This is a genomic window from Streptomyces europaeiscabiei (assembly GCF_001550375.1).
Lineage (GTDB): Bacteria > Actinomycetota > Actinomycetes > Streptomycetales > Streptomycetaceae > Streptomyces > Streptomyces europaeiscabiei.
On the sequence record NZ_LRTR01000787.1, the window covers coordinates 35,414 to 44,223 of the forward strand.

Consider the following 8,810-nt stretch of genomic DNA (forward strand, 5'->3'; position numbering starts at 1 on the left):
CTGTCACGCCCGTACGCGGGGACGACCCCAGCCGTAAGCGGGAACCATCGGCGGGAAGGCGAGCCGGTGCTCAGCTGTCGCCCGCCCGGCTCGTGCCGGCTGGGCGGAAGCACGCCGACACCGTCTTGCCGTGCCGCTGGCACGTCATCTCCAGCTCGTCGGCGAGCATCCGTACGATGCCCACGCCACGGCCGGAGGTCTCGCCGGCCTGCGGATCGCGCTGGCGCGGCAGGGCCGGGTCCTCGTCATGGACGCTCACCTGTAGGCATTCGCCGTCCCAGGTGAGGATCAGATGCGCGTCGCTGTGTGCGTGGACATGTGCGTTGGTGAGCAGCTCGGACACGGTCAGGACGACGGCGTCCACCGTCTCGGGCTCAGCGGCGGTCCACGGAAGGGACCCCAACTGGCTCCGTGTCCACTGCCGGCCGGCCCGCACCCCTCCGGACACGGGAAACGAATGCGCCCAGCCCATCGCCTTGATCGCCACCGACTTCCCCGTCCTGTCGTCCGAACGCGCCTCGTACACACCGTGTGCCCGCCATCCGCGTTCGCAGACGTCCCGTCGACCGGTTCCCCCGACCTAGGCCACCCGGACGCCCACGAGGCAGGTGTCGTCGTCCGTGTCGGACCTGCTGTGGGTGAGCAGGCGGTCCAACTGCTGGTCGAGCGTGGTCGGGACCGTGCGCGCGGCCGTCAGCAGCTGGGCCAGTGACTCCTCCACGGACCGGTCACGGCGTTCGATCAGGCCGTCCGTGTACATCAGCAGGGTGTCGTCGACGGCCAGTTGCACTTCGTGTTCCTCGTACACCGCATCGGGCAGGGCGCCGAGCAGCAGCCCCTTGACCAGGGGCAGCGGCGTCGCTTCGCCGGCACGTACCAGGACGGGCGGCAGATGGCCCGCCCTGGCCCAGCGCAGGGTGTGGCGGTCGGGGTCGTACAGGCCGCAGACCGCCGTGGCGGTGACGGCTCCGGTCAGATGGTGGGCCACCATGTTGAGCCAGGACAGCAGCTGCCCCGGGCCGGCCCCGGTCACGGCGAGACCGCGCAGGGCGTTGCGCAGGACGACCATGCTGGTGGCCGCCTCGATGCCGTGTCCGGCGACGTCTCCCACGCACAGCAGCACCAGCCCGGACGGCAGCACGACCGCGTCGTACCAGTCGCCGCCCACCAGGTGCTGCGTCTCCGCGGGCCGGTAACGCACGGCCACGCGCAGCCCGGGGGCCTCCAGCGGGGCCTGTGCCGGGGGCATGATCGCGTGCTGGAGCTGGAGGGTGAGCCGGTTGCGTTCGCTCGCCTGCTGCTCGGAGTGGGCGAGCTGGTCGCGGGTGGCGGCGAGGGCGACCTCCGTCCAGTGGTGGGCGGAGATGTCCTGGTAGGCGCCCCGGACCACGAACAGTCGGCCGTCGGAGTCGAGGACCGGCTCGGCCACCACGCGGATGTGCCGGGTCACGCCGTCGGGCCGCTGGAGCCGGAAGGCCGCGGACGCGGGACGGCGGTGGTGCAGCAGGGTGCGCAGGAATCTGCCGATGGCGACGGCGTCGTCGGGGTGGGCATGGGCGGGCAGGTCCTCCAGCGGGACCGGGCCGCTGACGGAGGGCTTGCCGTAGAGGCTGTAGAGCTGACCGTTCCAGGTGATCTCGCCGGTGACGAGGTTCTCCTCGAAACCGCCGATGCGGCCGAGTCTCTGGGCGTGCTGCAGCAGGCTCGCCAGCCGGGCCGTCTCGTCCTCTATGCGCCAGATGAGCAGAACGCTGCCGCCGTGTCGGCTGATGTTGATGTCGGCGACCGCCGCCAGCGGGACGTCCTCCAGCAGGGCCGTGAGTCGCATGCGCCGGGCACGGAACGGCTCACCGGTGGCGTAGACACGTTCGACCTGCTCGAACAGCTCGCCCTCGCCGGCGGCCATCGGATACGTCTCCAGGAGCAGGGCTCCGTTGACGACGCCTCGCGGACGGCCGACCGGGTCGAGGAAGCGGCTGTTGACGTGCTGGATACGGAAGTCGACGAGTTCCCCGGTGGCGTCCAGGTACGGGACGAGTACCAGCGCCGGGTCGTGCAGGCCGTCGGCCAGGTCCATCAGTTCGGCGACGTCGGGCAGGATCCCGAAACGCGCGTCCCCGTCGGGGTGGTGCGGGGCGTAGGTCTCCAGCGTGTGGGCGCACAGCTCGGCCAGTGCCTCGACCTGACGGACGATCTGCGGGGGCTGGGCTTCCAGCGGGGCGGGCCAGACGATTTCCAGCACTCCGTGGATGCGGCCGCCGGTGCCCGCGGGTAGGGCGACCCGGCCGCCGTCGGGGTGGTGGTGCCGGCCGATGGAGGGCAGGCCGGTCTCCGACAGGCAGGCGATCCACTGGCCCGTTCGCTCACCGAGCCCGTGGCGGGCCACCGTCACCACGCCGGGCGGCACGTACCGCCAGCGTGCCGCCTCCGCGGCCGAGAATCCGGCGCTGCCCGCCAGGGTGAGGGAGCCGTCGGCGCCCAGCGCCCAGATGGCGACCGCTTCCGCGCCGAGCGGCGTCAGAGCGTGTTCCAGCAGGGAGTCGGCCACGGCCTGGGCGTCGTCGGCGGCCAGCGCGCCGCTCTCGGCGGTCCTCATCCGTACGGCCATGGAGCCGCCCCCCGACGAGTCGTCGGCGCGGCCCGCCGTGAGCGCGAGAAAGGCGGTCGTCACTTCGGAGAGCCGGTCGCGCGCGGCCTGGTTGATGACGTCGACGGCGAATTCGAGGGGTGTCACGCCCGCTTGCTCGGTCAGCTCGGCGAGCTGCCGTGCCGCCTGCGACGGCCCGCACCCGAGCCGCTCGACGAGGATGCCCTTGGCCAGCTCGATCAGGGCACGCCCGTCCGCTTCCGCATGGGCCGCCTGCACCTCGCTGCGCAGTCGCTTCACGGTCGCCGCGAGTCGGCCGACGGGGGAAGGCTGCTCCTTCCCGTCTGCTTCCGCCGGGTCGGCCGCGGCCGGCCCGTCGCCCGGGGCGACGGACATCGTGTCGGGTGGATCGTCGGAATGCGGGCCGTTGTCCGCCGTCGGGTCGTCGACGGCCGACTCGTCCGTCGGCGCGCCGGCGTCCTGCGGCCCGTCCGGCTGGTGGGCATTGCTCACGTTCGACCTGTTCCTCGGCTCGGGTGTCCGGGGACACCACGCGGTCGGCTGGTACGCGGGGCGGCGTGGCTCCCCGTCATACGGACAGCCAGCGTCGGACGCGGCCGATGAGGTCGTTGGTGTCGACGGGCTTGGTGACGTAGTCGTTCGCACCCGACGCGAGGCTCTTCTCCTGGTCGCCGGGCATGGCCTTCGCGGTGACGGCGATGATGGGCAGATCGGCGTACTGGGGCATCGACCGGATCTCCGTGGTGGCGCTGTAGCCGTCCATCTCCGGCATCATCACGTCCATCAGGACCAGCGAGATGTCCGGATGAGCGAGCAGCATCTCGATGCCCTTGCGGCCGTTCTCGGCGTGCAGGACGTGGAAGCCATGGAGTTCCAGCATCCCGCTCAGCGCGAAGAGGTTGCGCGCGTCGTCGTCGACCACGAGCACCGTACGGCCGAGGAAGGCGCCGTCGACGACCTGCGCGGCCGGGCGCTGGGACTCCTCGGCGCGTACCAGTGACAGCACGTCCCCCGGCTCCTCGGCGGACAGGTGCAGGGTGATCCGTTCGCGCAGTTCGTCCAGGCTGGAGAGGAAGTCCAGCGGGCGGCCGTCCGCGCGGGAGCGCAACGTCTGTTCGTGCGCCAGGTCCACGCGATGACCGGTGTGCACGAGCACGGGCACGCTGGCCAGCGCCGAGTCGCCCTCCATGGCCTCCAGCAGACGGGTGCCCTCGTCGTCGGGCATGCCGAGTTCGAGGACGACGCAGTGGCAGGGTTCGGCGGCCAGCGTGCTCGCCGCTTCCTGCGCCCCGATCGCGGTGATGATGTCGATCGTCCCGAGCGGGTCGTCGTCGGGCGGCAGGTCCGCGACCGCGCGTTCGGCGACGAGGGTCAGCAGTCCGCGGGGGCGGTCCTCGACGACGAGCAGGCGTCGTCGGCGCTGTTCGGGCGCCGTGGGGGAAGCGGCGTCCGGCCGGGAGGCCTGCGGGAGTTCCCGGCCGGTGGTGTGCGGGTGTTCGGGCAGGCCGCCGCCGTCGAGCAGGTCCTCGAAGTCGGCGCGTGCCACGGGAAGGTAGAGGGTGAAGGTGCTGCCCTGGCCGGGTGTGCTGTCGACGGTGACGGCGCCGCCGAGCAGATGGGCGATCTCCCGGGTGATCGACAGGCCGAGGCCGGTACCGCCGTACTTGCGGCTGGTCGTGCCGTCCGCCTGCTGGAAGGCCCCGAAGATCGTCTCCAGCTGCTGCTGGGGAATGCCGATACCGGTGTCCTTCACCCTGAAGGCCACGACGGGACCTCCGCGGATGACGCCCGTGGGCACCTCCAGGTCCGCGGCGGGTTCGATGCGCAGGGCGACGCCGCCCTGTTCGGTGAACTTCACCGCGTTCGACAGCAGGTTGCGCAGGATCTGGCGCAGCCGGGAGTCGTCGGTGAGCAGGTCGGCGGGCGTGCCCGGCGCGGTGGCCACCGTGAAGTCCAGACTCTTCTGCGTCGTCATCGGCCGGAACGTCGCCTCGACGTACTCAAGGAGCTTGCGCAGAGGAACCCGCTCCGGCGTGACGTCCATCTTGCCCGCCTCGACCTTGGACAGGTCGAGGATGTCGTTGATCAGTTGCAGCAGGTCCGAGCCCGCCGAGTGGATGATGCCCGCGTACTCGACCTGCTTGGGCGTCAGGTTGCGCGAAGGGTTCTGCGCCAGCAACTGGGCCAGGATCAGCAGGCTGTTGAGCGGGGTGCGCAGTTCGTGGCTCATGTTCGCCAGGAACTCCGACTTGTACTTCGATGCCAGGGCCAGCTGCTGGGCGCGTGTCTCCAGCTCCTGCCGTGCCTGCTCGATCTCCAGGTTCTTGGCCTCGATGTCGCTGTTCTGCGAGGCCAGCAGGGAGGCCTTCTCCTCCAGTTCGGCGTTGGAGCGCTGCAGTTCGTCCTGCTGCACCTGCAACTCCTCCGAACGTGCCTGGAGTTCGGCGGTCAGCCGCTGGGACTCCCCCAGCAGCTCGTCGGTGCGGGCGTTGGCCACGATGGTGTTGAGGTTGACGCCGATGGTCGGCATCAGCTGGGAGAGGAAGTCCTGGTGGATCTGGGTGAAGGAAGTGACGGAGCCCAGCTCGATGACACCGAGGACCTGGTCCTCGACCACGATGGGCAGCACCACCAGGGCGCTGGGCACGGCCTGCCCGAGCCCGGAGGAGATGGTCACGTAGCCCGGCGGCAGCTCCTCCACGCTGATGGGGCGGCGGTTGCGCGCGGCCTGCCCGACCAGCGAGCGCCCGACGGGGATGCGCTGGGGCCGGTCGGTGTCGTCGGGATAGCCGTACGAGCCCACCAGCCGCAGCTCGGGTCCGCGCTCGGTGTCCTCGGCGAGGTAGAAGGCGCCGTACTGAGCGGAGGCCAGTGGCGCGAGCTCGTCCATGATGAGTTCGGCGACGACGGGCAGCTCGCGGTGGCCCTGCATCAGGCCGGAGATCCGGGCGAGGTTGGTCTTCAGCCAGTCCTGCTCCTGGTTGGCCCGCGTGGTCTCCCGCAGGGACTCCACCATGGAGTTGATGTTGTCCTTCAGTTCGGCGACCTCGCCGGACGCCACCACGGTGATCGAGCGGGTCAGGTCGCCCTCGGCGACGGCGCTCGCCACCTCCGCGATCGCGCGGACCTGGCGGGTGAGGTTGCCGGCCAGTTCGTTGACGTTCTCCGTGAGCCTCTTCCAGGTGCCTTCGACGCCCTCGACCTCGGCCTGTCCGCCGAGCCGGCCCTCGCTGCCGACCTCGCGGGCGACGCGGGTGACCTCGGCGGCGAACGACGACAGCTGGTCGACCATCGTGTTGATGGTGGTCTTCAGCTCCAGGATCTCGCCGCGGGCGTCGACGTCGATCTTCTTCGACAGGTCGCCGCCTGCCACCGCCGTCGTCACCAGGGCGATGTTGCGGACCTGGCCGGTGAGGTTGTTGGCCATCGAGTTGACGTTGTCGGTCAGGTCCTTCCACGTGCCCGCGACGTTCGGCACGTGCGCCTGGCCTCCGAGGCGTCCCTCGGTGCCGACCTCACGGGCGACGCGGGTGACCTCGTCCGCGAACGCGGAGAGCGTGTCGACCATGGTGTTGATGACGTCCGCCAGGGCCGCGACCTCGCCCTTCGCCTCGACCGTGATCTTCTGGGACAGGTCGCCGCGCGCGACGGCCGTGGCGACCTGGGCGATCGAGCGGACCTGGCCGGTCAGGTTCGACGCCATCACATTGACGTTGTCGGTCAGGTCCTTCCAGGTCCCCGACGCGCCCCGGACGATCGCCTGTCCGCCCAGATTGCCCTCGGTGCCGACCTCGCGGGCGACGCGCGTGACCTCGTCGGCGAAACCGGACAACTGATCCACCATCGTGTTGATGGTGTTCTTCAACTCCAAAATCTCACCACGGGCATCCACAGTGATCTTCTGCGACAGATCACCCTGAGCCACCGCCGTGGCCACCTGGGCGACATTGCGGACCTGCGCGGTGAGGTTGCCCGCCATGAAGTTCACGGAGTCCGTGAGGTCGCGCCAGGTGCCCTTCACGCCCTTGACGTCCGCCTGTCCGCCGAGTCGCCCCTCGGTGCCGACCTCGCGGGCGACGCGCGTGACCTCGTCGGCGAAACCGGACAACTGATCCACCATCGTGTTGATGGTGTTCTTCAACTCCAGAATCTCACCACGGGCATCCACAGTGATCTTCTGCGACAGATCACCCTGAGCCACCGCCGTGGTCACCTGGGCGACGTTGCGGACCTGGGAAGTGAGGTTGCCCGCCATGAAGTTGACCGAATCGGTCAGGTCACGCCAGACGCCGCCCACCCCGGGCACCTGGGCCTGTCCGCCGAGCCGGCCCTCGCTGCCGACCTCGCGGGCGACGCGCGTGACCTCGTCGGCGAAGGCGGAGAGCTGGTCGACCATCGTGTTGACGGTCTCCTTCAGCTGCAGGATCTCGCCACGCGCGGGCACATCGATCTTCTGTGACAGGTCGCCCTTGGCCACCGCGGTCGCCACCTGCGCGATGTCGCGCACCTGTGTGGTCAGATTGCCCGCCATGGCGTTGACCGAATCGGTCAGATCGGCCCAGGTACCCGAGACCCCCGGCACCTCGGCCTGACCGCCGAGCGTGCCCTCGGTGCCCACCTCCCGCGCGACCCGCGTGACTTCCGACGTGAACACGGACAGCTGGTCGACCATGCCGTTGAACACGGTGGCGATGTCACCGAGCAGGCCCTCGCCGTCGGACGGCAGCCGGGTACCGAAGTCACCGTCCCGCACGGCGGTCAGCCCGGCCAGGAGCTGCCGTAGCTCCTGCTCGCCCGGGGCCCGGTCGACGGCCTCGATCGTCTTGCTGCTCATGCGCACCCTCGTTCCGCTCCCCAAGAGCCCTCGCACCGAGGACTCGGAACCCGCGCCGGGCCTTCAAAGGCCCGCTCACCGACCGTATTTCCGCAGTTCACGGATCGGCCGGATGAGAAAATCCGGTGAAGGTTAACGCAGTTGTCGTCCGACAACCAAAGCCTGCCGCGGAGATCCCGACCGCCCCGAAAAGATACCGCCCGGAGCGGAATGCACGACCGGCCCCGGGGTACTCGGCAGGGTTCGCCGCCGCCGTTCCAGACGGTCCGCCGACGCCGTTCCACAGTGCCTCGCGGGACACCCGGGAAGGCGGGTGAGATCCCCCGCCGACGGCTTTCAGCCTCCCGGCATTTCCCCGATCCCTCCCCATGTCGGCGTCACCGCCGCCGTCAGGGCGCGCGGCTCCGCGAGGATCGGCGCGTCCGTGCTGTCCAGGGCGGTCAGCGCGCTGTGCCATCGGGTCATGGCCGCCCGCTCGTCGCCGAGCACCCTCAGGACGTGACCGTACTCGTATTCGGCGAGGCCCCGCCCGTAGGAGTCGCCGCGTGCGGCGGTCTCGTCGAGCAGCGTCCCGCACGCCTCCCGGGCTGGTGCGAGGCGGCCGAGCGCCCGCAGGGCCTGGGCGCGGCCGAGGCGCGTCTCCCGCTCCGCGTTCCAGTGGGCCGCGCCGGAGGCCATGACGCGCAGTGCCTCGTCGAAGCTCCGCAGGGCTCGGGCGGGCTCACCGAGGACCAGGTGGGCACGGCCGGTGTTGCACAGGGCGCCTGCTCGATCACGGCGCTCCCAGCCTCCCGGGCCAGGCCCCGGCTGCGCCGGTGGAACACGAGGGCCGTGCGCGGGTCGGTGAGTTCGGCGACGTATCCCTGGTGCCCGGCAAGGATCGCTTCCTCGGCGGTCGTCAGGGGGTCGGGGCGCAGGGCGAGACACCATGCCAGGGCCGCCCGCGCGTCGGCGTCGCGGCCGAGTTCCTTCAGCAGCGCGGCCCGGTTGCCGAGGTGACGCATCCGGTCCACGTCGTCACGGAGGGTGCTCACTGAGCTCGACGGCCTCGTCAAGGAGGTGCAGCGCCTGCCGGACGCGTCCGGCCGAGTAGCGCGCGGAGGCGAGGTGGCCGAGCGCCCGTGCCTCGGACGCGGCGTCGCCGCTGGACCTGGCGAGGGTGGCGGCATGACGTGTCCGACGTTCGAGATCCCGTACCCGGCCACGGTCGTGCAGGTAGGGGAACAAGACGTGGATCAGGTCCAGGGTGCGGGTCGTCCCCAGGGGCCCGTGCGCGCCGGAGCCGGCCAGGAAGAGCAGGTTCGCCGCTTCCGTGTCGGCCCAGGCGAGTGCCGCCGCCTCGTCGGCGAAGGCCGTGCCGGCCCCGGG

5 protein-coding genes and 1 pseudogene are annotated in these 8,810 nt (G+C 70.8%); 1 reads left to right on the top strand and 5 read right to left on the bottom strand.

Annotation, left to right across the window (positions count from 1 at the left end):
- Window positions 1-70: 70 nt before the first annotated feature.
- The 4 genes from AWZ10_RS38680 to AWZ10_RS38695 form a co-directional block, all read right to left on the bottom strand.
- Window positions 71-487, bottom strand: a complete 417-nt coding sequence (locus tag AWZ10_RS38680) for an ATP-binding protein (RefSeq protein ID WP_107084467.1) — start codon at window positions 485-487, stop codon at window positions 71-73.
- Window positions 488-580: 93 nt separating this feature from the next.
- Window positions 581-3,100, bottom strand: a complete 2,520-nt coding sequence (locus AWZ10_RS38685; RefSeq protein WP_046703515.1) for a SpoIIE family protein phosphatase — start codon at window positions 3,098-3,100, stop codon at window positions 581-583.
- Window positions 3,101-3,176: 76 nt separating this feature from the next.
- Entirely contained in the window at window positions 3,177-7,442 is a 4,266-nt protein-coding gene (locus AWZ10_RS38690) for a HAMP domain-containing protein (RefSeq protein ID WP_046703516.1), read from the bottom strand.
- A 336-nt stretch (window positions 7,443-7,778) separates the two neighbouring features.
- Window positions 7,779-8,120: a hypothetical protein gene (locus AWZ10_RS38695; protein WP_060893365.1), complete on the bottom strand. Its 342-nt coding sequence runs from the start codon at window positions 8,118-8,120 to the stop codon at window positions 7,779-7,781.
- Window positions 8,121-8,257: 137 nt separating this feature from the next.
- Here AWZ10_RS38695 and AWZ10_RS51925 point away from each other — a divergent pair, with 137 nt between their 5' ends.
- Entirely contained in the window at window positions 8,258-8,479 is a 222-nt protein-coding gene (locus AWZ10_RS51925) for a hypothetical protein (protein ID WP_159058516.1), read from the top strand.
- Here AWZ10_RS51925 and AWZ10_RS38700 read toward each other — a convergent pair.
- A pseudogene (locus AWZ10_RS38700) lies at window positions 8,460-8,810 on the bottom strand (AfsR/SARP family transcriptional regulator); the annotation flags it as partial. The gene AWZ10_RS51925 and the pseudogene AWZ10_RS38700 sit on opposite strands and share 20 nt — an antisense overlap.